This window comes from Chloroflexota bacterium (assembly GCA_013152435.1).
Classification (GTDB): domain Bacteria; phylum Chloroflexota; class Anaerolineae; order DUEN01; family DUEN01; genus DUEN01.
Window position 1 is genome coordinate 1 of record JAADGJ010000131.1, and the last position, 24,693, is coordinate 24,693.

The 24,693-nt window shown below is 63.5% G+C and carries 17 protein-coding genes; 13 read left to right on the forward strand and 4 right to left on the reverse strand.

Going from position 1 to position 24,693, the window contains the following annotated elements; translation table 11 throughout:
• The first annotated feature begins 778 nt into the window (after positions 1 to 778).
• The 10 genes from GXP39_18205 (at position 779) to GXP39_18250 (ending at position 11,660) form a co-directional block, all read left to right on the forward strand.
• Positions 779 to 1,135, forward strand: coding sequence for an NADH-quinone oxidoreductase subunit A (locus GXP39_18205; GenBank protein ID NOZ29967.1), 357 nt, complete (start codon positions 779 to 781; stop codon positions 1,133 to 1,135).
• A gap of 27 nt (positions 1,136 to 1,162) precedes the next feature.
• The gene (gene nuoH / locus GXP39_18210) at positions 1,163 to 2,332 is read left to right on the forward strand and encodes an NADH-quinone oxidoreductase subunit NuoH (protein NOZ29968.1); all 1,170 of its coding nucleotides are present in this window, start codon (positions 1,163 to 1,165) and stop codon (positions 2,330 to 2,332) included.
• A gap of 21 nt (positions 2,333 to 2,353) precedes the next feature.
• On the forward strand, positions 2,354 to 2,845 hold the full coding sequence (locus tag GXP39_18215) for an NADH-quinone oxidoreductase subunit J (protein ID NOZ29969.1): 492 nt from the start codon (positions 2,354 to 2,356) through the stop codon (positions 2,843 to 2,845).
• A 46-nt stretch (positions 2,846 to 2,891) separates the two neighbouring features.
• Positions 2,892 to 3,200, forward strand: a complete 309-nt coding sequence (gene nuoK / locus GXP39_18220; GenBank protein NOZ29970.1) for an NADH-quinone oxidoreductase subunit NuoK — start codon at positions 2,892 to 2,894, stop codon at positions 3,198 to 3,200.
• Between the two features lie 109 nt (positions 3,201 to 3,309).
• Positions 3,310 to 5,466 carry an NADH-quinone oxidoreductase subunit L gene (gene nuoL / locus GXP39_18225; protein ID NOZ29971.1) on the forward strand — a complete coding sequence of 719 codons (2,157 nt, stop codon included), beginning with the start codon at positions 3,310 to 3,312 and terminating at the stop codon, positions 5,464 to 5,466.
• Between the two features lie 37 nt (positions 5,467 to 5,503).
• Positions 5,504 to 7,081 (forward strand): NADH-quinone oxidoreductase subunit M, encoded by a 1,578-nt coding sequence (locus GXP39_18230; protein NOZ29972.1) that lies wholly within the window; start codon positions 5,504 to 5,506, stop codon positions 7,079 to 7,081.
• A gap of 46 nt (positions 7,082 to 7,127) precedes the next feature.
• Entirely contained in the window at positions 7,128 to 8,612 is a 1,485-nt protein-coding gene (locus GXP39_18235) for an NADH-quinone oxidoreductase subunit N (GenBank protein ID NOZ29973.1), read from the forward strand.
• 339 nt (positions 8,613 to 8,951) lie between these two features.
• A complete protein-coding gene (locus GXP39_18240) occupies positions 8,952 to 9,452 on the forward strand; it encodes a hypothetical protein (GenBank protein NOZ29974.1) in 501 nt (166 codons plus the stop codon).
• Positions 9,453 to 9,460: 8 nt separating this feature from the next.
• The gene (locus GXP39_18245; GenBank protein NOZ29975.1) at positions 9,461 to 9,676 is read left to right on the forward strand and encodes a hypothetical protein; all 216 of its coding nucleotides are present in this window, start codon (positions 9,461 to 9,463) and stop codon (positions 9,674 to 9,676) included.
• 268 nt (positions 9,677 to 9,944) lie between these two features.
• Complete coding sequence (locus tag GXP39_18250; protein ID NOZ29976.1) at positions 9,945 to 11,660, forward strand: LysM peptidoglycan-binding domain-containing protein; 1,716 nt, start codon at positions 9,945 to 9,947, stop codon at positions 11,658 to 11,660.
• 80 nt (positions 11,661 to 11,740) lie between these two features.
• Here GXP39_18250 and GXP39_18255 read toward each other — a convergent pair whose 3' ends face one another.
• The 4 genes from GXP39_18255 to nifJ all read right to left on the reverse strand — a co-directional run bounded on the left by GXP39_18255 (position 11,741) and on the right by nifJ (position 18,702).
• Positions 11,741 to 12,751, reverse strand: coding sequence for a Gfo/Idh/MocA family oxidoreductase (locus GXP39_18255; protein ID NOZ29977.1), 1,011 nt, complete (start codon positions 12,749 to 12,751; stop codon positions 11,741 to 11,743).
• Between the two features lie 43 nt (positions 12,752 to 12,794).
• Positions 12,795 to 13,907, reverse strand: coding sequence for an alanine--glyoxylate aminotransferase family protein (locus GXP39_18260; GenBank protein ID NOZ29978.1), 1,113 nt, complete (start codon positions 13,905 to 13,907; stop codon positions 12,795 to 12,797).
• A 174-nt stretch (positions 13,908 to 14,081) separates the two neighbouring features.
• Positions 14,082 to 15,074 (reverse strand): dihydroorotate dehydrogenase-like protein, encoded by a 993-nt coding sequence (locus GXP39_18265; GenBank protein ID NOZ29979.1) that lies wholly within the window; start codon positions 15,072 to 15,074, stop codon positions 14,082 to 14,084.
• 76 nt (positions 15,075 to 15,150) lie between these two features.
• Entirely contained in the window at positions 15,151 to 18,702 is a 3,552-nt protein-coding gene (nifJ, locus tag GXP39_18270) for a pyruvate:ferredoxin (flavodoxin) oxidoreductase (protein ID NOZ29980.1), read from the reverse strand.
• Between the two features lie 598 nt (positions 18,703 to 19,300).
• Here nifJ and GXP39_18275 point away from each other — a divergent pair.
• The 3 genes from GXP39_18275 to GXP39_18285 form a co-directional block, all read left to right on the forward strand.
• On the forward strand, positions 19,301 to 21,754 hold the full coding sequence (locus tag GXP39_18275) for a DNA translocase FtsK (protein ID NOZ29981.1): 2,454 nt from the start codon (positions 19,301 to 19,303) through the stop codon (positions 21,752 to 21,754).
• 331 nt (positions 21,755 to 22,085) lie between these two features.
• Positions 22,086 to 24,029, forward strand: a complete 1,944-nt coding sequence (gene phnD / locus GXP39_18280) for a phosphate/phosphite/phosphonate ABC transporter substrate-binding protein (protein NOZ29982.1) — start codon at positions 22,086 to 22,088, stop codon at positions 24,027 to 24,029.
• A 101-nt stretch (positions 24,030 to 24,130) separates the two neighbouring features.
• The coding region (locus GXP39_18285; protein NOZ29983.1) for an ABC transporter permease at positions 24,131 to 24,693 on the forward strand (563 nt) is incomplete at its 3' end.

A 24,693-nucleotide genomic window follows, 5' to 3' on the forward strand; every position in this document is an offset into this window, starting at 1 on the left:
AAGTTTTCTTCCTAGCCAAGCAATCCCCCTATCTATGTTTGGGAGTGCAATCGTATTGGTGCAATCGTATGCGGTCTCGTATTTCAATATAGCATACGAATGCGTACGTGTCAAGAGTTTTTCGACACTTGGGTCCCATTGCATATGGGCTTGATGATTGAGGGCGTCTCGCACTGTTGAATGGCGAGGCGGTGATGTCGCGCGAAGGGAGGGCACTTCAGGGTTCGTAATGTGCCCCAGAGCGTGTCTGAAAATTCACCGGTAAGATGTTGGGGAGCATCCCACAGCTAAGCTCTCCATAGGGAGGGCTTGAAGGGGGGCTAGCTACAGAGTCCTTTCTTTTTCAGTTTGCACTTACTTTCCTCTGTCTTTTCCGCAGAAACCTGGGCCGAGGCCCGGTGGGTCAAAGGAAAGGGTGAAAGGGAGGCTCCTCCGCGCTTCCCTGCAGCGGGGGCGGCAGGACTTCTTCTCAGTGACTATTTTACGGAGTTGTGCTGTGTCAGATACCCTCCTTGTGTCATGTTCATTTTGCGCTGCCCTGAATCCTGTGCTAAAATCGACTCCAGTTTTGTGAATCACGTTGCCAAGGGACGGCCCAACATCAGGTCTTGGTGCCCCCCTGAGAGTTTTCCCCTAAACGATGTGCGCGTTGAGATCCTGTGTGCAGCGCTTACGTGAATCGTAGCGGCTCAAATCGTGGACGGACCCCGGCGAGTGTTTTGCAGGATCGTAGCTAAGACGTTCGGACAAACTGCTCATACCCCACAGGAGGCGACCGGTGCTTCGTAGTTACGCCTTCATCGCCATCCTCGCGATCATCGCGTTCGGCTTCGCCGTCGTCGCTCTGGCGTTCGCCTGGCTTGTGCGCCCCAAGAAGCCCAACCCGATCAAGAACGATATCTATGAGTGCGGACTGGAGACGGTAGGGGATACCTGGGTACGGTTCAAGGCCCAGTATTACCTCTTTGCTCTGATCTTCGTGATCTTCGACGTGGAGGCCGTGTTCCTTTTCCCCTGGGCTGTCGCCTACAATCAACTAGGCTTGTACGCGTTGGTGGAGGCCGCTCTGTTTATCCTCATTCTGGTGGGCGGCCTTTTCTATGCCTGGGCCAAAGGCGCGCTGGAATGGCAGTGATGCATGTGAGGAGCGGGGTGAAGCAGCATGAACTTCATCGCTGATCTGTTTCGCAATATCGGGATGGCCGTCATCAACTGGTTGAGCGGTTTCCTGCCGGGGTGGGCGGTGGCGTTGGTCAACGACGTGTTGGTGGCGCTGCTTCTGCTCACCGTGGGGCTGTTGATCGTCCTGTTCGTGATCTGGTTCGAGCGCAAGGCGATCGCCCGGATGCAGGATCGGCTGGGGCCGAACCGGGCGGGGCCGGCCGGGCTGCTGCAGAACGTCGCCGACGCCATGAAGCTGCTCATCAAGGAGGACATCACCCCTTTCAACGCTGATCGTTGGGTGTACAATCTGGCCCCCATCCTCTCCGTGTTCGCCGCGATCATGCTGCTGGCGGTGATCCCGTTTGGCCCTGGGCTCATCGGCGAGGATCTGGACGTCGGCATCTTGTACGTGATCGCCCTGGGCTCCTTCAGTAGCATGGCGGTCCTGATGGCCGGGTGGAGTTCCAACAACAAGTACGCGTTGTTGGGGGGCTTCCGCGTGGTGGCGCAGCTGCTCAGCTATGAGATCCCCATGGTTTTGGCCATCCTCAGCGTCGTCATGCTGGGGGGAACCCTCTCCATGCAGGGACTGGTGGAGGCTCAAGCCGGTGGGCGATGGTTCATCTTCCTGATGCCCACCGCCTTCCTCATCTACCTGGTCAGCGCGGTGGCGGAGACCGGCCGCTCCCCCTTCGACCTGTTGGAGGCGGAGTCGGAGCTGGTGGCGGGGTTCCACATTGAATACAGCGGCATGAAGTTCGCCTGGTTCTATCTGGCTGAGTTCATGAACACGTTCACGCTGTCCGCCGTGGCCGCCACCCTGTTCCTGGGGGGATGGCGAGGGCCCTTCGTCGGCAGCGCCCCCGTGCTCGGGGTGGTCTACTTCGCCATCAAGGTGGGCGTGGTGTACACGCTGTTCACCTGGTTCCGCGGCACCTTCCCGCGGGTGCGGATCGATCAGCTCATGGCTTTGGCCTGGAAGATCCTGGTCCCCGGGGCGCTGGCGAACCTGCTCCTGGTGGCCTTCCTCATCAAGATCCCGGTGCCTACGCTGGTGCAGTCGTTGCTCTTGCTCGTCTTCAATGTCGCCTTGCTGTTGGCCGGACTGGGGTGGATCGGGCGCGCGCTGCGGCTGCGTGCCGAGCGTCGGCAGCCCGTGGCGGCTTAGTCGGTCGGGGCTGGAGGAGTCATGCTACTACAGGTGGTCTTCATCTTACTCAGCGCGGCCACGCTGGGAACGGCGCTGATGGTGGTCATATCGCGAAATGTCTTCCACAGCGCCCTGTTCCTGGTCGCCTCGTTCGTTGGGGTGGCTGGCCTGTATATCCTCTTGGAGGCGGAGTTCCTGGCCGTTGTCCAGATCCTGGTCTATGTGGGGGCCATCGCCACCCTGATCGTGTTCGCCATCATGTTGAGCCGAGGGGGGATGCGCGACACCGAGCGCTCCTTGAACGAGCAATGGCCTATCGTGGTGGTGGGGGCGCTGGTGCTTTTCATCATGTTGGCCTTTGTCGGGAGCCAGGTGACCTGGCCGGTGGACCTCGCCGAGCCGGGTGGCGATGTGCTCGTCCGACTGGGCCAGGCTTTTGTGGGATCTGCGGTGATCCCCTTTGAGGTGGCCTCCGTGCTCCTGGTCGTGGCGCTGATCGGTGCCATCATCATCGCACGTGAGAAGGAGTAAGGGGAGCCACGCAACACGTAATACGAACACGCGTTGAGGTCGAGCCATGATCCCTCTTTCCTGGTATCTGATCGTAGCAGCGGCCCTGTTTTCCATTGGCGTCTACGGCGTCCTGTCCCGACGGAATGCCATCGTCGTGCTCATGGGCGTTGAGTTGATGTTGAATGCGGTGAACCTGAACCTGCTGTCGTTTTGGCGCTATGTCACGCCCGCGCAGGTGACGGGCCAGGTGTTCGCGATCATCGTGATCGCGGTTGCGGCCGCGGAGGCCGCGGTGGGCCTGGCGTTGATCATCGCCATATATCGCACGCGTCGCACGGTGAACGTGGAGGAGCTGGATACGCTCAAGGGATAGTGAGCGAGTCAGCGAGCGAGTGAAGCAGCTAGTGGGTGACCAGGCGAGGGGGATGGATAGGCGACCTCCTCGCCGATCCGGTGGAGCGTCCTTGCGAACGAGGTAGCCGATGAGCGAAATCCCTTTTAATCTGACGTGGCTCATTCCACTCCCACCCTTGTTGGCATTTCTCATCATCGTCCTGATCACGAATCCCAACAAGCGGCTCAGCTCTCGGGTCGCCATCCTGGGCGTCGCGCTCTCGTGGCTGTTGGGGTGGTGGGTGTTCCTGGCCAGCGTGGCCATCCCGCACTTCGGCGAGCATCCCATCCGCCTGGCAGTCGATTGGCTGCCCGCCGCGTCGGTGTCCATGACGATGGGGGTGGCCGTTGATCCGTTGACGGCCGCGATGCTGTTCATGGTCCCCTTCGTGTGTCTCATGATCTTCATTTATTCGGTGGGGTACATGACCTTCCCCGGCCACCTCCCGCGGAGCCTGAACGTTGACGGGCTGGATCCGCGCTACTCCCGGTTCTTCGCCTACATCTCCCTCTTCGCCTTCGGCATGCTGGGACTGGTGGTGGCGGAGAACCTGCTCATGCTCTTCATCTTCTGGGAGGTCATGGGCCTCTGCTCGTATTTGCTCATCGGGTTCTGGTTTGAGAAGACGTCCGCCTACAAGGCCGGGCTGAAGGCGTTCATTACCACTCGCGTCGGCGATACCATCATGTTGGCGGGTATGGTGCTGCTGTTCGCCCAGTCCGGCTCCCTGGCCTTCGCCGACATCTTCGCCCCGGAGAACCTGGAGCGGCTGGCGTCCACTACGGTGAACGTCCCCCTGTTCGGCCCCACCCCCTGGGCGACGGTGCTGGCCATCCTGATCTTCTTCGGCGCCATTGGCAAAAGCGCCCAGTTCCCGCTCCACGTCTGGCTTCCGGACGCCATGGAGGGCCCGACGCCGGTCTCCGCCTTGATCCACGCCGCCACCATGGTCTCGGCCGGCGTGTACCTGATGATCCGCATGTTTCCGCTGGTGCAGGCGGTGGAGCATGGGCCGGCGCTCTCCTTCGTCGCCTTCATTGGGGCCTTCACCGCGCTGTTCGCTGCCAGCATCGCCGTAGCCCAGAACGATATCAAGCGGGTGCTGGCCTATTCCACCATCTCCCAGCTCGGCTACATGTTCGCCGCGCTGGGCATCGGCGCCTATGTCGCTGCCGTGTTCCACCTGCTGACGCACGCCTTCTTCAAGGCGCTGCTGTTCCTGGGTTCCGGGTCGGTGATCCACGCGATGGAGCATGGGCACCATGCGGCCGCGGAGCACGAGCCCGGCGGGCATGACGAGCACGACTTCGATCCGAATGATATGCGCAACATGGGCGGCCTCTTCGGGAAGATGCCCATCACGGCGTTGACCTTCATCGCGGGCGGGTTGGCGCTATCCGGCTTCCCGCTGGTGACGGCCGGCTTCTGGTCCAAGGACGAGATCCTGTCCGACGCCTGGGCCAATGGCCACTCGCTGGTGTTCTGGACGCTGGCGCTGGCGGCGTTGCTGACCGCCTTCTACACAGGGCGCCAGTTCTTCCTGGTCTTCTTCGGATCGCCGCGAACGGCCGCCGCCCGGCATGCGCATGAGAGCACGCGATCCATGACGTATCCCCTGATCGTGTTGGCGTTCTTCGCCATCGCCGGGGGGTGGATCGGCATCCCGGAGAGCTTCCCGGGGCTGGGCGGTATCCTGGGGAACCCCTTCCATCACTTCATCGGGAGCCTGGCGGAGGCGTTGCACATTGAGGCGACCGCTCTGCCGTTCAACATCGCCCCGGTGAGCATCTCCATCCTGGCGGCGCTGGGCGGGCTGGCCCTGGCGTGGATGGTCTACGGGAACCGGCCGGCCACCAGCCCGGAGACCCCGGACCCGCTGGAGGAGCCGCTGGGCCGCCTGTATGTGGTGCTGCAGAACAAGTACTACTTCGATGAGCTGTATGCCGCTACGGTGGTGCGCTTCGCCATCTGGCTGTCCGGTGTGCTGTTGAACCTGGACCAGAAGTGGGCGATCGATCCGTTCGTGAACCTGGTGGGGCGCTTTGGGCGCTGGCTCGCTACCAGCCTGCGACGGCTGGTGGATGAGCCCATCATCGATGGGCTGGTGAACGGCGTGGGGACGGTCACCAGCGCGCTGGGGGCGTTCCTCCGCCTCGTTCAGACGGGGCGTGTGCAGAATTATCTGGTTATTCTGTTGATCACGGTATTGGTGCTGTTGGCGCTCTACACGATGCCCGGCTTCTAGCATCGCTCGGAACCTCTCGGCCTAGGAGGACGATTCGATGAGCTTTCCGATCCTGTCGCTGATCACGTTTGTGCCCTTATTGGGCTCGATCCTTTGCCTGCTTCCCTGGAGCCAGTGGAAGGGGTGGAGCAAGGATCAGGAGGAGGACTTCATTCGCAAGCTGGCCATCGTCGTCAGCTTGATCCCCCTGATTCTGGCCATCTATCTTTGGGCCGCCTATGACAAGGCCGTGGGAGGCTACCAGTTCGAGGAGATGGCCGCCTGGATCCCGGCGTTGGGGGTCAACTATCACATGGGCGTCGATGGCCTCAGCGTGCCATTGGTGTTCCTGACCGCCCTGCTCACCACGTTGGGGTTGTATTACTCCTCGCGCGTGATCAAGCGCCGCGTGCGTGAGTTCTTCATGCTCTTCCTCATGCTGGAGATGGGCATGATGGGCGTGTTCGTCTCCCTGGACTTCGTCCTCTTCTACGTGTTCTGGGAGATCGGCCTGGTGCCCATGTACTTCCTGATCGGCATTTGGGGGCAGGAGAAGGATCGGCCTCAGTATTCCGCGATCAAGTTCTTCCTCTACACGTTGGTGGGGTCGGTGGCGATGCTGCTGGCCATCCTGGGGATCTACTTCGACACGGGCACGTTCGATATCGTGCGGGCGGCCGAGCTGCGGCCCTTCTCCGACAACCTGACCCTGGCCAGCCTGGCGTTCTGGGGATTCTTCCTGGCCTTCGCCATCAAGATGCCGGCCTGGCCGTTCCACACCTGGTTGCCCGATGCCCACACGGCGGCGCCCACGGCCGGGTCCGTGATCCTGGCGGGCGTTTTGCTGAAGCTGGGCGCCTACGGCTTGATCCGGATCAACCTGCCCGTCTTCCCCGAGGCGTCCAAGACCTGGGCCCCGCTGATGGTGGCCCTGGGGGTGATCTCCATCGTTTATGGGGCGTTCGTCTGCATGGCGCAGACGGACCTGAAGCGACTGATCGCCTATTCCTCCGTGAGCCACATGGGGTATGTGATGCTGGGGGTGGGCGCGGCCGCCTTCGCCATCGGCATGACGCGCCCGGGCATCATGGACAGCGCGGCCATGGCGTTGAACGGCGCCGCGTTGCAGATGTTCAACCATGGCATCATCACAGGGGGCCTCTTCTTCCTGGTGGGCGTGATCTACGAGCGGGCTCACACCCGGGAGTTGAATCAATTCGGAGGGCTGAGCGCCAAGGTGCCCTACTTCTACGGGATCATGATGGTCACGGGGCTCGCCTCGCTGGGGCTGCCCGGACTGGCCGGCTTCTGGAGCGAGTTCTTCGTGTTCCGGGGCGCCTTCGATATCGTCCGGGTGTGGGCGGCCATCGGTGTGATCGGCATCGTCATCACGGCGGCGTACATCCTGTGGCGGATCATCCAGAGCGTCTTCCTAGGCCAGTATGATCCGCAGAAGATCACCCATTGGACGAACCTGGCCGACGGCAGCGAGGTACATGAGCCCACGGATATGCTGGGGTTTGAGAAGGCGACCCTGTGGCCTCTGGTGTTCTTCATGATCCTGTTCGGCGTCTATCCCACGCCTATCCTGAACTTCTTCAATGGGGTGACGACGGCGTTGATGAAGGCGCTGTAGGGTTGGAGCCGCAGAGCCTGATAGATTCATGATTGGAGGACGTGCTTTGACCACTGTCGAAACCCTCCGCTATCTGTCGCCCGAATTGATCCTGCTGTTGGTGGCCGCGCTGGTCTTTGCTCTGGATCTGGTTTGGCGCCGCGAGCCAGAGCGTCGGCGTCAGTGGTTGCCAGTGGTGGCGATCGGCGGCCTGCTGGTGGCGTTGATCGCCACGCTCGCCCTGATGCCGGGGAACCCCGATGCGCGCGTGGCCTCCATGATGACCGTGGACGCGTTAGCGCTGTTCTTCAAGGTGATCGCCATCATGGGGGTGGCGCTGGTCCTGCTCAGTGCCCTGGATTACCTGCCGGGGCGTACCCCTTACGTCGGGGAGTTCTACGCGCTGCTCATCATGGCGGGGCTGGCCATCAGCGTGACCGTCAGCGCGAGCGATCTGATCCTCCTGTACCTGGGCGTGGAGTTCCTGAGCATCACCTCCTATATCCTGACGGGGTACTTCAAGCGGGATCTTCGCTCGACGGAGGCCGCGCTGAAATACTTCCTGTACGGGGCGGCGGCTTCGGCTGTGATGCTGTACGGGATGTCGCTCCTCTACGGGGCGACGGGCACGACCGACCTGGCGGGGATCGCGCAGGTCTTCCGCAGCGGCTCGTCGGGGGATATGGCCTTGCTGGGGTTCCCGGCCGTTGTGCTGCTGGTGGTCGGGTTTGCCTTCAAGGCCAGCCTGGTTCCCTTCCACCAGTGGGCCCCCGACGCGTACGAGGGCGCGCCGACGCCGGTGACGGCGTTCCTGTCCACGGCTTCCAAGGCCACCGGGTTCGCCATCATGACCCGGGTGTTGCTGGTCGGCCTGCCTATGTTCCAGCAGCGGGAGTGGGTGCCCGTCCTGGCCGCCCTCTCCATCGTGACCATGACCTTTGGGAACCTGGTGGCCATCCAGCAGAGCAACATCAAGCGGCTGTTGGCCTATTCCAGCATCGCCCAGGCGGGGTACATCCTGATCGGATTGGTCGCGTTGTCGCAGGGCCCCACCTTCAACGGGCTGAACGGGCTGCTCATCTACCTCTTCGCCTATCTGTTCACCAACATCGGGGCCTTCGTCGTCGTCATCGCCGTGGAGAACGCGACCGGCGCCGTTGACCTCCCCGGGTATGCCGGCCTGATCCGGCGGTCGCCGCTGTTGGCCGGGATGTTGCTGGCCTTCCTGTTGTCCCTGGCGGGCATCCCGCCCACGGGGGGATTCCTGGGCAAGTTCTTCGTCTTCGGCGCGGCGATTCGGGCGGGATTCCTCTCCCTGGCCATCGTGGCCATCGTCAATAGCGCCATCGCCGCCTTCTACTACTTAAACGTGGTGCGTTATATGTTCTTCGTGCCGGCGTCGGAGGACCAGTCGGAGCCGATCACGCTGGTGCCGACGATCCAGGCAACCCTGTGGATTTGCGTGGTGATGACGTTCCTGATCGGCATCTTCGCTCAGCCTTTCATCAGCTGGGCGACCCACTCGGCAGCCCTGGTGGCGGCCGTATTTTGATCGACATATTGTTGATGTGGTCTCCCCCGGAAAAACCGTCGTCTCGGATCAAGCCCGGGCTGGGCTCGCAGGGCCGATCGCCCGACGGGAAAGTCGTGGATGTGGGTTGGGCGGGCGCCTTTCGATGGCGAGGGGTCGCCGACGGTTCGCCGCGTGGGATGGCCTGGATCCACAAAGTGCAAATGATCTCTTTATGAGGGAGAGCTCCTTCTTCAGAGGGGGCTTTTCTTTTGTCTGATGCATTTCTCCGTGATCGCCCGTCGGCGATCACAGGAGACGCGATCTGTGAGGGATTGGGGGAGGAGGTCCCATATCCCGATGGAGTGGTGAGGGTGGTTCATGGCCGATTCACGTTCATCCGGTGAGCGTCAACCCTCCTTCTGGCGGGAATATCGCTTTGAGATCCTCTGGTTGATCGCCGTATTGCTCGGCATCTTCCTGCTGGTCGAGCGCATGAACATCCGGGCGGCGCTGCGGCATGGGCTGGTGACGGTCGTGCAGGTGATCCTGGGTGGGGTCTCGCGCACCAGTCAGCTCATCATTGCAGCTATCACCAGCACCACGATCTCTGACGCCATCGGCATGGGGCTGATCGTCATCGCGACGGGGGCCATGCTGTGGCGGCTCCGCTGGCGGGTCATGCACAGCCCGCGGCTGGCCCGCCCGGTCTGCCCGGTCTGCGGCAGCGGGCTGCACCGCATCCATCGTCACCAGACGGACCGGATCATTGCCCTCTTTGTGCCTGTGAAGCGATACCTTTGTAAGAACCCTGAGTGTCGGTGGAGCGGTTTGCGGGTGGGCACCTCGGCTGTTCGTAGCCGCCGGCGCAGGAAACGTTAGGAGGTCTCATGGACGAAGATCGTGGGTGTTTGGGAGGCTTATTCGAGCTCTTTCTGCTGACGGCGGCCTTCGACTGGTTGCAGAGTCGCTATGGGTTTGGTCGTGGCTGTTCCTGCACCGGCTGTGGGTGTGGCCTCTTGCTGCTGATCCTCTTCATCATGCTCTCCTGCGGCGTAATCTTCAACACGGATTGGACCCGCCTGAGCGTGGGTGGGATCTTCTAACCCGTCGGCGGGGGCTTTTCCCCTCCATTTTCGCCGTTTGGTCCGCCGGGCGTCATTCACTCGTCCGGTTTCAGTATTGCACAATCTAAAAAAGTGTGCTATAGTGTATGCGTACCGCACCACTGACTGTCCCGGCTGGGGGGTGTTCACGCGCCTCCCAGCCGGATGCGCGTGGAAGTCGTGAGTCCGCCGGTGAACAGTGGTGGCGGTGGCTCCCCTGCTGGCCACCTACCGCCTCGCACTCATGGTCTGCCCAGGAGGAGATTTCATGATGAGACGCAGGTACACACAAGCGATCATCTCTGCCCTTATCATCGTATTGATGTTGGGGGGAGGTCTGGCCAGCTCCATGCCTCGGGCGAGCACGCCTGTGGAGCTGCTCAAGAACGGGAGCTTTGAGGAGGGCTTCGTCTACCAGGACGGCTGCGGGATGGTCGGCGTGAACTGGGGATGCTTCCAAAACGGCGGCACCGCCCATTACGGGTTCTACGACGACCAGTGGGATCCAGTCGTCTATGACGGCGAGCACTCTCAGCTCATCGGGATCGATACGAAGAAGGTCGGCGGAGATCCCGATCGCTACGCCGGCATCTACCAGACGGTGAGCGTGGTTCCCGGGGAGACTTATCATTTCTCCATACGCGGCATGATCCGAGCGGATGATCAGGATAGCGATCCCTGGCGTTACCGCGTTCAGGTCGGCTTCGATCACACCGGCGGCAGCGATTGGACCGCGGTGACCAACTGGATCGAGCTGCCGTGGGACACCTACTATCCCCGCACGGCCCCGGGCGACTTCAGCCAGTACGAGACCAATGTCGTCGCTCAAGGATCCAAGCTCACGGTCTTCGTCCGGGTGTGGAAGAAGTGGGGGGACTGGTACCGGGAGCTGAACGTCAACCTGGATGCCATCAGCCTCACCGGCCCGGTACCTGTGGCCATGGCAGCTCCGCCGACGTCGACGCCGCAGCCCGCCCCGACGCCACCGCCGGCCCTGGTGTGCACCGGCCCCAACCTCCTGCGTAACGGTGGCTTTGAGCAGGGATTCTACGGCTGGGGTGTGGGGTATTACTGGGGATGGTTCCATAACGATGGACAGGCCTCGTATGGCTTCCACGACGACCAATGGGCCCCGACGGTGTACGAGGGCGAGCATTCCCAGCTGATCGCGATCAGCACAAAGGGGATGGCCGCCAGCGACTCGGATCGCTACGCGGGCATCTACCAGGTCGTCAGCGGCCTGGAGCCCGGCGTCCAGTACGAGCTATCCATCGCGGGCATGATACGTGAGGAGGAGCTGCATCCGGACGAGGATCCCTATCGCTATCGGGTGCAGTGGGGATACCTGCCGTGGAGCGATCTGGATTGGACCCGGGTGACCAACTGGCAGGATCTGCCGTGGGAGACCGTTTATGCCCGTACGGCCCCGGGCGACTTCTCCACCTACAAGACCACCTTTGTGGCGCCCAGCCCGAAGGTCACCCTCTTCATCCGGGTGTGGAAGAAGTGGCCGACGCCAGGACGGGAGGTCGACGTCAACATCGACGCGGTCACCTTGCGTCGCTGCTGGGCCCAGGATGCCCAGACGGCGGACCCGGCGAGCGAGCCCATCGTGTACGTGGTTCAGCCGGGCGACGTCCTGTCCAGCATCGCCGCTCGCTACGGGACGACGGTGCAGGCGATCGCCCAGGCGAACAACCTGAGCAACCCCAACCTCATCTATGTGGGCCAGAAGCTCATCATCCCGACGATGCCCTTGCCCACCCCTCCGGTGGTGATACCGGCATCTCCGACACCTTCACCGACAGCACCGCCCCAGGATCAGACCCCTGAGGAGACCGTCTACGTGGTGCGTCGCGGGGACACGCTGTATGCCATCGCCGTGCGGTATGGCGTCACCCCCTACGCGATCGCCAAGGCGAACGGTCTGCAGAACCTCCACTGGATCTATCCGGGGCAGAAGCTGGTCATCCCCAACAGCTAGCCGGCGGGCTCTGTCAGGGATAAGAGGAGAGGGACACCGATGGGGTGTCCCTCTCGCTTTTGTGGTGATCGGATAGGGTGCTACAACGAGACCGGCTGCCCGGTCTCCAGGCTGCGATTGGCGGCCAGCGTGACGGCCGCCGTGCGCACGCCGTCAGCGTAGGTGCTGCGTATGCGGCCGGGATCATCGTATTTCACCGCGTCGATGAACGCCCGATCTTCGATGGCGAAGATGTCCGACTCGCCCGGGATCTCGATGATCTCCCGGCTGTCCGCGGCGAGGAAGCGGCCGGTGTGCTCCCACCCGGTGAACAGGATGGTGTGCTCGTGGGCAAACAGGCTGAGGCTTACGCCGCCTCCCCGCGCCTTGGCCGAGCAGGTGGTGTATAGGGTGACGACCGCGCCGCTGGCCAGTTTCAGGTTCACCACCATGGCGTCCTCGATGTCGTACTGAGGGAGGGCGGCCAGGGAGGTCCGGTTGAACCCCCGGGCGGCGTAGGCGAACACCTCCGTCACCTCGCCCGCCAGATAGCGAACCAGGTCCACCGTGTGGGTCACCTGCTCGTGAAACTGCCCGCCGCTTTTGCCCTTCACCACCCACCAGTGATGAATGGGAACCGCGCCCGTGGGAGGGGCTCCCATCCACCCTCCGTGGCCGACGATGAGCGGGTCCTGGCTCAGGATCTCGCGAGCCTTCTGCACCCCGTAGCGGTATCGGGTCATATATCCCGCGCTGGCGAGCAGGCCCGCCTCCTCCACCCGGTTCGCGATCTCCTGCATCAGGTCCAGATCCAGCCCCACCGGCTTCTCCACCAGGAAGGGAATGCCGCGTTCCAGGGCGGCGAACTCCGCCTCGCCGTGGGCAAAGGGGGGCAGGCACAGGTAGAGCGCGTCCAACTCCACCGAATCGAGCATCGCCCGGGGATGGGTGAACGCCCGTCCGCCGTATTCAGCGGCGCGCTGTTGGGCCGTCTCCTCGGATATGTCGCAAAAGGCGGCCAGCTGGACGTCCTCCATGCGCGCCAGGCCGGTGAGATGGGCCCCGGCGATGCCGCCACAACCGACGAAGCCGACTCGGACTTGGTCCGTCATGGGGGCTCCTTTGTTACGGAAGGTGTTGGGCCGGACACGTGTATCAGAGAATCCGTTTCAGCGCGCCCAGCAGGGTGATCACGTTTTCAGGTCGGCTGGAGTAGCCCATCAGGCCGATGCGCCAGATCTTGCCCTTCAGCGCTCCCAGGCCGCCTGCGATCTCGATGTTGTACTCGTTCAGGAGCCGGCGACGCACAGCCGCCTCGTCCACGCCGTCGGGCACGCGCACGGTGGTCAGGGTGGGCAGGCGGTGATCGGCGGGGACATGGAGCGTCAGCCCCAGCTCCGCCAGGCCGTCCCACAGCATTTGGGCGTTGCGGGCGTGACGTTCGAATCGTGCCTGAAGCCCCTCTTCCACCACCAGGCGCAACGCCTCGCGCAGCGCGTAGTTCATGTTGATGGGAGCCGTGTGGTGGTAAGAGCGCTCGGCCCCCCAATACTTCTGGACCATGGTCAGGTCCAGGTACCAGTTTTTCACCTGGCTCTTGCGGGCGCGAAGCACCTCCTCCGCGCGAGGGCTAACCGTCAGCGGAGCCAGTCCCGGAGGACAGCTCAGACACTTCTGGGTGCCGCTGTAGCAGATGTCGATGCCGACCCGGTCGACGCCGACCGAGATCCCGCCCAGGGATGTGACCGCGTCGACCAGGAGCAGCGCGCCATGCCGATGCACCACCTCGGCGATCTCCTCCAGGGGCTGGAGCGCGCCGGTGGATGTCTCGGCGTGGACGATGGCGACCAGCTTGGCCGGATGGGCCTGCAACGCCTCCTGGATCTGCTCCGCGCGGAAGATCTCCCCCCAGGGCGCGTCGATGCGATGCACGTCGGCCCCATAGCGCGTCGCCATGTCGATCATGCGCTCGCCGAAGTAGCCGTTCACGCAGATCAGGATAGGATCGCCCTCCTCGATGAAGTTGCAGAGGGCGGCTTCCATGCCGGCGCTTCCCGTGCCCGATATGGGGATCGTGAGCTGGTTGGTGGTCTCGAAGACCGTGCGGAGCAGCTCCTGTACCTCGTCCATGATGGCGAGGAAGTCAGGGTCCAGGTGGCCGATGGAGGGCATGGCCATGGCTCCGAGGACACGGGGGTGTACCATGCTGGGGCCAGGCCCCAACAACAGCCTGGGCGATGGGTTGAGGTCCGTGTAGCGTTTACTCATCAGCACTCCTCCCGAAGTGAAAGAAGGGATGGCGCATTCTAATCCAGGGAAAGGACCCTTGTCAACGTGGGAACTTGCAGGATCGTGTGTCTTTCTCCTCCTGTGAGGAAAGGCCAGCCGGTACGTTCTTCCGGCTGGCCTTTGCGATCTGGTGAAACGGTTGGGAGGCGGGGATCACGAGTCCCAGGATTGCAGGACCTTCATGTAATTGGCTCGCTCGAAGGCGGCCGGCTCAGCCACGTTCTTCTGGCTCATGCTGCCTTGCATCTGGGCGATGGACTCGTACTCGTGTTCCTCCATCCAGCGGGTCATGTCGTCCAGGATCTCGCTGATACGCCCGATGCCCTTCTCCAGCAGCTCAGAGGCCATCATGGCGACCTTGGCCCCGGCCATCATGCACTTCAGTACGTCCTCATGGGTGTGGACGCCGCCGGTGATGGCGAGGTCCACCGGCACTCGCCCGTAGAGGATCGCCACCCAGCGTAAGGGGAGGCGAAGCTCATCCGAGGTGCTCAGCACCAGGTGGGGCACGACCTCCAGATTCTCCAGGTCGAGGTCCGGCTGATAGAAGCGATTGAAGAGCACCAGCGCGTCGGCGCCCGACTCCGCCAGGCGATGCGCCATGTTGGCGGTGGCGCTGAAGAACGGGCTGAGCTTGATGGCCACCGGGATGGAGACGTGCTGCTTCACATCGCGGAGGACCTCCAGGTACATCTCCTCCACCTCGGCCCCCGTCATCGCCGGATCCGTGGGGAGGTAGTAGATGTTCAGCTCCAGGGCGTCCGCTCCTGCCTCCTCGATCTTCTGGGCGTACTTGATCCATCCGCCCGAGGAGACGCCGTTCAGGCTGCCGATGATGGGGATGTCCACCGCCTGCTTGGCCTGCTGAATCTGCTCCAGATACCCCTCGGGACCCACCTTGTACGTCTCCAGGTCCGGGAAGTAGCTCAATGCCTCCGCGAAGGTATCCGTCCCGTGGCTCAGATGATGATCCAGCTCTCGGCTTTCCAGGGTGATCTGCTCCTCAAAGAGGGAGTACATCACCACGGCGGCCGCCCCCGCGTCCTCCATCCTGCGGATGTTGTCCAGGCTGGCGGATAGGGGAGATCCCGACGGCACGATCGGGTTCTTGAGGCTCAGCCCCATATAGGTTGTCTTCAGATCCATGGTGTCCTCCCCTGGTGGTCTCAGGAAACAATTGCGCGGGGCCGGAGACCCCGCGCAATGATCGTCGTCTTTCCTCTTAACCCAGCTTCGAGAGCTGTTCGTATTTATGCCAGTGTTCCTCGACGGCCTCCTGGGCCTTCTGGAGCAGCTGCTCCGCCACCTCCGGATTGCTTCGGACCAGCATCCGATACCGGGCCTCGTTGTAGATGTAATCCTTCAGCGGCCGCTTGGGGGCCCGGGAGTCCAGCTGGAGCGGGTTCTTGCCCTCGGCCTTCCGTCTGGGATCGTACCGGTACAACAGCCAGTAGCCGGTCTCCACCGCCAGCTTCTGCTGATCCAGCCCCTTGGCCATGTCGATGCCATGCGCGATGCAGTGGCTGTAGGCGATGATCAACGAGGGCCCATCGTAGGATTCGGCCTCCAGGAAGGCTCGGACGGTGTGCGCGTCGTTGGCGCCCATGGCGACCTGGGCGACGTAGACGTTGCCGTAGGTCATGGCCATCATGCCCAGGTCCTTCTTCGGCGTCCCCTTTCCGCCCGCGGCGAACTTGGCCACCGCGGCCAGCGGCGTGGCCTTGGAGGCCTGGCCGCCGGTGTTGGAGTAGACCTCCGTGTCCAACACCAGCACGTTGACGTTCCGCCCGCTGGCCAGCACGTGATCCAGGCCGCCGTATCCGATGTCGTAAGCCCATCCGTCGCCACCCACGATCCACACGCTCTTCTTGACCAGGAAGTCGGCCACGGCCAGCAGGTTTTTGGCGTCCGGGGTGTCCATACCCTGCAGCTTGGCCTTCAGCTCGGCAACGCGCTGGCGCTGCGCGTCGATGCCGGCCTCATCGGACTGATCGGCGGTGAGGATCGCGTCGGCCAGCTCGGGGCCGATGACGTCACGCATCCGATCCACCAGCTCCCGGGCGTATTCCGTCTGCTTGTCGATGGTCAGGCGCATGCCGAGCCCGAATTCGGCGTTATCCTCGAAGAGCGAGTTGCTCCAGGCCGGTCCACGGCCGTCGTTGTTAAACGTCCATGGCGTGGTGGGCAGGTTGCCGCCGTAGATGCTGGAGCAGCCGGTCGCGTTCGCGATGATGGCGCGATCGCCGAAGAGCTGGCTCATGAGCTTGAGATAGGGCGTCTCGCCGCAGCCCGCGCAGGCGCCGGAGAACTCGAAGAGCGGCCGCAGGAGTTGCACGTTCTTCACGTTGGTGAATCGCAGCCCATCGTGATGTGGGATGTCCGGCAGTTTCAGGAAGAAGTCCCAGTTCTTCCGCTCCTGCTCGCGCAGCGGGAGCTGCGGCGCCATGTTGAGGGCCTTGCGGCCCACCTGGGTCTTGTCCTTGGCCGGGCAGACCTCCACGCACAGCTGGCACCCGGTGCAGTCCTCCACGGATACCTGGATGGTATACATTTTATCCGCAAGCTCGCGCCAGCGGGCCTTGGTGGACTTGAAGGTCTCCGGGGCGCCCTCCAGCGCGCTCTTGTCGTAGACCTTGGCCCGGATCACCGCGTGCGGGCAGACCAACACGCACTTGCCGCACTGGATACAGAGATCCGGCTCCCAGACCGGCACCTCCAGGCTGATGTTGCGCTTCTCCCATTGGGTGGTCCCGCTGGGCCAGGTGCCGTCGACCGGCATCGAGCTGACCGGCAGCAGGTCGCCTTCGCCGGCGATCATCTTGGCCGTCACCTTCTGCACGAACTCCGGCGCCTCCGGCGGCACCACCGGCGGCATCTCGATGGTGCTGGTCGCCCGCTCGGGCACTTTCACCTCGTGCAGGTGGGCCAGGGCCGCGTCCACGGCCGCGTAGTTCCGGCGCACGATCTCCTCGCCGCGCTTGCCGTAGGTCTTGCGGATCGCCTCCTTGATCTTGGCGATGGCCTCGTCCTGCGGGATGATGCCGCTGATGGCGAAGAAGCAGGTCTGCATGATGGTGTTGATGCGCACGCCCATGCCGGTCTGCTTGGCGACGTCATAGGCGTCGATCACGTAGAACTTCAGCTTCTTGTTGATGATCTGCTCCTGCACCGCCCGAGGCAGGTGGTCCCAGACCTCATCCGGCGGATAGGGCGCGTTCAGCAGGAAGGTGGCGCCCTCTATGGCGTTCTCCAGAACCTTGTACTTCTCCAGGAAGCCGAACTGATGCACGGCGATGAAGTTCGCCTTCTGGATCTGGTACGTGCTGTGAATCGGGCGTGGGCCAAAGCGCAGGTGGGAGATGGTTCGGGCGCCCGATTTCTTGGAGTCGTATACGAAGTATCCCTGGGCGTAGTTGGGGGTTTCCTCGCCGATGATCTTGATGGAGTTCTTGTTGGCGCTCACCGTGCCGTCGGCGCCCAGGCCCCAGAACATGGCTCGCACGACGTCATCCGGCTCGATATCGAAGTTGGGATCGTACTCCAGGCTGGTGTGGGCGACGTCGTCGATGATGCCGACCGTGAAGTGCTTCTTGGGCTGTCCGTTCGCCATCTCGTCGAAGACGCCCTTGATCATGGCCGGCGTGAACTCCTTAGACGACAGGCCGTATCGACCGCCGATGATCTTGGGCATCTCCTTGAAGGGGGCGATGCCCTCCGCCATGCCCTCGTTGGCGGCCGCCACCACGTCGAGGTAGAGGGGCTCACCGGCCGCCCCGGGCTCCTTGGTGCGATCGAGGGTCGCGACGATCTTCACAGTGGGCGGCAGCGCGGCCAGGAAGTGCTTGATGGAGAAGGGGCGGTAGAGCCGTACTTTGACGAGGCCGACCTTCTCGCCCTGGGCGACCAGGTAGTTCACGGTCTCCTCGGCCGCCTCGCACCCGGATCCCATCAGGACGATCACCCGCTCGGCGTCGGGCGCGCCGACGTAATCGAAGAGGTGATACTGTCGCCCCACCAGGTTGGCGAACTTGTCCATGGTCTTCTGCACGATCTCCGGCGTGGCCAGATAGTACGGGTTGATCGTCTCCCGGGCCTGGAAGAAGACGTCCGGGTTCTGCGCCGTGCCGCGGATGAACGGGCGATCCGGGGAGAGGGCTCGCTCGCGATGGGCTCGCACCAGGTCGTCGTCGATCATGGCCCGCATATCGTCCTCGGTCAGCTTCTCCACCTTCATGATCTCGTGGGAGGTACGGAAGCCGTCGAAGACGTGCAGGAAGGGCACCCGGGCCTCCAGCGTGCTGGCCTGGGCGATCAGGGCGAAGTCCATCACCTCTTGCACGGAGTTGGAGAAGAGCATGGCCCAACCCGTCGCGCGGGTTGCCATCACATCGCTGTGATCGCAGAAGATGGAAAGGGCGTGCGTCGCCACGGAGCGGGCGGCGATGTGGAAGACGGTGCTGGTCAGCTCGCCCGCGATCTTGTACATGTTGGGGATCATCAGCAGCAGGCCCTGGCTGGCGGTAAAGGTCGTGGTCAGGGATCCTGCCTGCAGGGCGCCGTGGACCGCGCCGGCGGCGCCGCCCTCGGATTGCATTTCAACAACCAGGGGGATCGTGCCCCAGATATTCTTCTCGCCACGGGCGCTCCAGGCGTCGGCGTGCTCGCCCATGGGTGAGGATGGGGTAATCGGATAAATGGCGATCACTTCATTGGTCTTATGGGCAACATAGGCCGCGGCCTCGTTGCCGTCTATGGTCACCTGGGTACGTGTCATCGCATGGCCTCCTCAACCGAAAAGATCAGAATCTCCCCAGGAATGATAAGCCTAAAATCCCTTCCTTGCACTGATTTTCGTCATGTTGGCCTCTGGGCGGCCCATCCCCAGGGGGCGTGGCAAGGTGTTGTGCCTGTGTGCGCCTTTTCGCCCTCCCCCAGCCCATGACGTTGTCAGCGGAAGCCGGGATGTTTCTTTCGAGGGGCGCAGCCCCTCAAGGCCCCCCAGAGGATACACGACCATGGGACATGGACGTTGGAGTTTTCGCCTCTCTGTGCTATAATAGAAATGTCTACTGCGAACATTTGAGCTAAGAGCGTGTCTGGGAAAGGCTATTGCTTCTGCTATGGGGAGGCCCTCCGGAAAGAACCCTTCTTCCGCCTTCGACCTGCCCGGCCTCGGCCTGGATCCTTCGGAAAGGGCTGAGAAGGGCAGGTGCGGGCCGGGAGAGCGAGTTTTCCGTGGAGGGGAGGTCCCCTCCACGCCTCCCCTTGTGGAGCTGGTGGTCGAAGGAACTCCTCAAGCGCCTTCCCGGTAAGTTTTCAGACACGCTCCAGGATGCTGAGACTCCGATTCGAAGTTGTGGGGTGAGGGGGCGGTGACGGATAGACGAGGCACTTCGCGTCGATCTGTAAGCGCGAGCAGGCGGAGAACGCGAGGCCGCGGCCGCCGAACGCGCCGGGGGATCTCCTGGGGCGCGGTGGCCCGGCTGGCCCTGCGCGGGGAGGTATGGGGCGTCCTTCTGGTCGCCGCCGGGCTTCTCACCCTGATCAGCCTTCCCGGGGCGGATGAGGGGGTGATCACCCGCTGGTGGGTCCACAACCTGCGCTCCGCCTTTGGCGTGGGGGTGTATCTGATCCCCGTCATCTTCGGCGTGGCGGGCTTCCGGCTGGTGGTCGGGGCGGTGGAGGGCGAGCGAGACTGGCAGCAGCCGTTGGGGCTGGCGGTGTTCTTCCTCGCCTTCCTGTCGCTGGCCTACGTCCTCTCCGGGGAGCCAAGCCGTGAGGCGGCCCTGGCGGGGCGGGGTGGCGGGCTCATCGGGTGGAAGATCGGGCAGATGCTGGTGGACGGCATCGGGCTGGTCGCCAGCGCCGCCGTCCTGGTCGTGGTGGGGGTCCTGGCGCTGATTTGGGCCACACATCACACGCTGGAGGAGTTCGCCCGCTGGGTGGTGCCCTTCGTCGAGCAGCTGTGGCAGACCTGGCAGGCTCGACGGGCCGGGGTCGGCCAGGGGGCGCCGTTGCCTTCGGGCAAGCTCCCGTGGCATGTCCGGATGCGCGCCTGGCTGCGGGAGCGTTTCCAGCCCTTCTCGCCGGAGGAAACGTCTGAGGCGATGGCTGCGAAGCCGCCTTCGTCGGGGCGTTCCGCTGTGGCTCCCACGCGCTCGGGGCCACCGCGCCGCGGCGGCCCGCCGTCTGGGGATCTGTTGCAGGGCCGTGTGATCGGCGACGCGGCCGGCCCTCAGGAGTGGCGCCTTCCCTCGATCTCCGAGGTCTTGGACGAGTCGAGCGAGGCGGAGATCAGCCGGGAGGAGATCCGAGAGCGGGCGCGCATCATCGAGGAGACGCTGGCGAGCTTTGGGGTCCCGGTGCGGGTAGTGGAGGCCAACCAGGGCCCGGCGGTGACCCAGTTCGGGGTGCAGCCGGGGTATATCGAGCGCAAGACCAAGGATGGCCGCGTGAAGCAGGTCAAGGTCAAGGTCAGCCGCATCCAGGCGCTGGCCAACGACCTCGCCCTGGCGCTGTCCGCCTCCCCCATTCGCATTGAGGCCCCTGTGCCGGGCCGCCCGATCGTCGGCATCGAGGTCCCGAACGTGCAGACCTCGATGGTGTCCCTGCGCAGCCTGTTGGAGTCGGAGGAGTTCCAATCGCTCTCGGCGCCGCTTCGGATCGCGTTGGGGCGTGACGTGTCCGGCCAGCCCGTGGTGGCCGATCTGGCCTCCATGCCCCACCTGCTCATCGCCGGGGCCACCGGGTCGGGCAAATCCGTCTGCATCAACTCCATCATCGTGACGATGCTGTGCACCCACACCCCGGAGACGCTTCGCTTCCTGATGATCGACCCCAAGATGGTGGAGCTGACCGGGTACAACGGCATCCCGCACCTGATCGCCCCGGTGGTGGTCGACATCGAGCGGGTGGTGAGCGCGCTGCAATGGGCCACCCGTGAGATGGAGCGGCGGTACAAGCTCTTCGCCAAAGCCCGGGCGCGGAACATCGAGGCGTACAATGAGATGCTGCGCGCCCATGGCGAGCCGGTCCTCCCGTACATCCTGGTGGTGATCGACGAGCTGGCCGATCTGATGATGGCCGCGCCGGAGGAGGTGGAGCGGACCATCTGTCGGCTGGCCCAGATGGCGCGAGCGACCGGCATCCACCTCATCATCGCCACGCAGCGTCCCAGCGTGGACGTCGTGACAGGGTTGATCAAGGCGAATTTCCCCGCTCGCATCGCCTTCGCCGTCGTCTCCCAGGTCGATTCCCGGGTGATCCTGGACACCCCGGGCGCCGAGCGTCTGCTGGGCCGCGGCGATATGCTCTTCATGCGTCCCGATTCGTCGAAACTGGAGCGCCTGCAGGGCGCGTATGTGTCGGATCGGGAGCTGGAGCGGCTGGTCCGCTACTGGAAGGGGATGAACACACCTGAGGAGGATCAGACGGGCCTGGTCGGGGTTCGCGGGTTGGCCACGGCGCCCTCCGTGGAGCCGGGGGATGTGGTGCAGCGCCCCTTGTGGGAGGAGATGATCGAGCGGGAGCGCAAGGCGGCCCAGCGCGATGACCTGTATGACAAGGCGGTGGAGGTGGTGCGCGAGGCCGGCCGGGCCTCGGTCTCCCTGCTGCAGCGGCGCCTGCGCATCGGGTATTCGCGCGCCGCGCGCCTGATCGATATGCTGGAGGAGGAGGGGATCATCGGCCCCGATGAGGGTGGCCCTCGGGGGCGCAAGGTGTTGATCCCGCAGGATCCGGATCAGGAGGAAGAGGGCCAGGCGGGGGAGGATGCGCCGGCAGGGGGCGGGGATTCGGAGGTGACGCCGCCTCGTGTGTGGTTCTGAGTCGGGTGTACGATCGTTGGATCGTTTGCCTGGCTCTATTGGATGCGCTATAATGCTTTTGGGCTTCGGTTGAACGTTGTCCCGCTTTATTCCCTCTATTTCCATCTGATCACCATCACCTCGGCGACAGGTGGATTCCCTCAGTTTCCATCGCCACGAAGGCGTCTCTATATCGTGGCTGGTAGATTGTACGACGAGCGAACCGCAAAGCGTAGAAGGAGGTGCCTCTGGCGTGATCTTATCCCGGATTCTGGCGCATAGATCGGGAGTTCGTGGTAGTGCAGCCCCACGTGTGGGCCTGACGATTCGCTGACGAAAGAAGGGAGGTCGGATGATGCAAAAGCGGTTGTTCTCGCTCATGACGGTGCTGGTCGTCTTCTCGCTGCTGATCACCGCCTGTGCCGGCCGCGCCACGCCAACACCGGCTCCGGCGGCTCCTGAGGAGGCGCAGCCGACGCCGAAGACGGAGGAGGCAGCGCCGAAGCCCGCCGAGGCGCCTCTGGGCAGCGAAGAGAATCCGATCCAGATGGTGTGGGTGCCGTCCGGTGACACGCAGAAGATCCTGGCCGGGGCGGAGCAGTTGGACGCGCTGTTGGCCAAGCAGGGGATCTACGTGAAGTCCTCCGTGGCCACCAGCTACGCGGCCGCGATCGAAGCCCTCTGCGCGGGGAAGGCGGACGCAGCGGCGCTGGCGACCCTGTCGTACGTCCTGGCGCATGATAAGTGCGGCGCCGAGGTGATCCTGAACTCCATCCGACGGGGCAGCGCGACGTATAACGGCCAGATCCTGGTCCGGTCGGACAGCGGCATCAACAGCGTGGCCGATTTAAAGGGGAAGCGCTTCGCGTTCACGGACCCGGCATCCACGTCGGGGTACCTGTACGCGGCCGCTCTGCTGAAGGCCAATGGCGTGGATCCCGCCAAGGACCTGGCGGAGGCCATCTTCGCCGGCTCCCACAACGCGGCCGCCCTGGCGGTGTACAACGGCCAGGTGGACGCCGCGGCCACCTATGTGGATGTCCGCAATAGCCTGGAGAAGACCTTCCCGGACATCAAGGAGAAGACGAAGGTCATCGCCCAGACGGATCCCATCCCCAACGACACCATCACCGTGCGCAAGGATATGCCCGCCGACGTCAAGGAGAAGTTCAAGCAGGCGTTGCTGGCGGTGATGGAGACGGAGGAGGGGAAGCAGGCCGGGTATGAGATCTACGAGTGGGACGGCCTGGCGGAGAGCAATGATTCCCTATTCGAGCCGGTGCGCGTGGCCGCGGCCGCGTTGGGCATCGAGCTGCAGAATTGGAAGGGCCAGTCGATCCCGTGGAAGTTCGGCCTGGTCACTGATGTGGGCCGCATCGACGATAAGAGCTTCAACGAGTCGTCGTGGAACGCGTTGCTGAACGCCCAGAAGCGCTACTATGCCGAGGTCAAGTACATCGTCTCCGTCGATCCCAAGGATTATGCCAAGAACATCGCCACCTTCGCCGAGGACGGGTATGATGTCATCGTGATCTCCGGCTTCGCGCTGGGGCCGGCCGCGCTGGAGGCCGCGTTGAAGTACCCGAACGTCAAGTTCATCGGCGTGGACATCGATGTGGAGGCTCTGGCGGCCCAGATGGGCGTGGATGTTCCGGACAATTTCGCCGGGCTCATCTTCGAGGAGGATAAAGCTGGCTTCCTGGCGGGCGCGCTGGCCGGCATGATGACGAAGACCAACGTCATCGGCTCCGTGCTGGGGACCGATCTGGTGCCGCCCGTCTGGCGCTTCGGCGAGGGGTATCGCGCAGGCGCCAAGTATGTGAATCCGGACGTGGAGGTCATCGTCGTCTACCATAGCGACGTCGGATTCGACAAGACCTTCGATGATCCGGAGTGGGGCAAGACCACGGCGCTGTCCATGATCGACAAGGGCGCGGACATCATCTTCGGGGCCGGCGGCAAGACCGGCAACGGCGCGCTGTTCGCCTGCGCCGAGACGAAGAAGTGCTACGCCATCGGCGTCGATCAGGATCAGTTCTACTCCCTGCCCGAGGTGCAGGATGTGATCATCACCAGCGCCATGAAGATGATCACGCCGGGCGTGGAGGCGCTGATCAAGCAGGCCGTGCGCGGCTCCTTCAAGGGCGGAAACTTCAAGGGCGAGGTCGGCCTGGCACCGTTCCACAATCTGGACGACGTGGTGCCGCAGGAGGTCCGGGATCGTCTGGCCGAGATCGAACAGGGCTTGAAGGACGGGACGATCCAGACCGGCGTGCCGCCCGCGAAGCCGCAGTAAGGGATGTCGTGTTGGGACGCGAAGGGGAAGAAGGGTGCGCCTTCTTCCCCTTTTTCGCATCGCAGGGAACGGATGCCAACGATCGGTGATGGGGAGGCGCTATGCAGGCTAGGCAGGGACGGATCAGCTGGGAACGCCTGGTCCAATCGCTGTTGATCCCCGTGCTCGCGGTGGTGACGGCCATCGTGGTCGGTGCCCTGGTGGTGTGGCTGACCGGGGGAGATCCCCTGCTGGCGTTTGAGGGGATGGCGGAGGGCGCATTTGGCAGCCGAAAGGCGTTGACGGAGACGGCGGTCGCGGCGACCCCTTACATCTTCGCCGGGCTGGCGGTGGCGCTGGCCTTCAAGGGAGGGCTCTTCAACATCGGGGCGGAGGGGCAGCTCGCCATCGGCGCCATCTGTGGGGTGTGGGTGGGATATGCCCTGCCCGATGTGTTGGGCGTTGAGCATATCCCGTCGGTGATCCATATCCCCTTGGTCTTGCTGGCCGGGATGTTGGGAGGGGCCGTGTGGGGGGCCATCCCGGGCGTGCTGAAGGCCCGCACCGGGGCCCATGAGGTGATCAACACCATCATGATGAATTATCTGGCTTTGTTGCTCAGTGGTTGGCTGTTGGGTGGGCCCATGCGGGACCCGAATCCCCTGAACGTCATCTCCCAAACGCA